Raw genomic sequence first — 798 nt, 5'->3', positions numbered from 1 at the left:
GAGGCGGCGCCATCTTGTCATCCAGCCGAAGGTGCGCTCGACAACCCAGCGGCGGGGCAAGACTTCGAAGCCCTTCTGGTCGTCGGATCTGCGGATGATCTCTACCACGAAGTCCAGATAGGCGGCCTTATCCATGAGCTTCAGCCGGTCGTAGGCGCCGTCGGCGAACAGATGCTTCACCCAGGGCCAGCGCTTGCGGATACCATCCAGGATCGCCTGAGCGCCGGCGCTGTCGGAGATATCGGCCGGCGTCAGGTTGACCATCAACAGCCGCCCATCCGTATCGACGGCGATGTGGCGCTTGCGGCCGACAATCTTCTTGCCGGCGTCGTACCCTCTTGTTTCCGCTTGCGGAGCCTTGACCGACTGGCTGTCGATCACGCCCGCCGTGGGACTGGCCTCGCGCCCGGCTCGCTCGCGGTCCAGCATCAGCGCCACGTCGTGGATGGTCTGGAACAGAAAGCGCCGCGCCAACTCGCGAAACCAGCCGTAGACCGTCTGCCAGGCGCCGAAATGGATCGGCAGCATCCGCCAGCCGCAACCCGAGCGCACAAGGTAGCGCACCGCGTTGATCACCTCACGGAAATCAACCTCGCGCGGACGGCCGCGACGCCCAGGCTTGGGCATCAGCGGAGCGATCTGTTCCCACTCCTCGTCCGTCAGATCGGACGGGTAGCGCTTGGTCTTCTTGGCGATCTTGGCCATCCGGCCACGGCTCTGTTCGGTCCACATCCACAGCTTGAATCACAAACCAGCCTCCGCCGAAATCCCAATTTTCCGATTTTCCAAACGGCCTCT

The 798-nt window shown here is 63.5% G+C and carries 1 protein-coding gene; it reads right to left on the bottom strand.

The features are described 5' to 3' along the window. Positions 1-732, bottom strand: a 732-nt coding sequence (locus tag D3227_RS40500; RefSeq protein ID WP_120019477.1) for an IS5 family transposase, incomplete at its 3' end; no start/stop codon positions are given. Positions 733-798 lie beyond the last annotated feature (66 nt).

This window comes from Mesorhizobium waimense (assembly GCF_003601975.1).
Classification (GTDB): domain Bacteria; phylum Pseudomonadota; class Alphaproteobacteria; order Rhizobiales; family Rhizobiaceae; genus Mesorhizobium; species Mesorhizobium waimense.
This window is presented reverse-complemented; position numbering and strand designations above follow the sequence as displayed.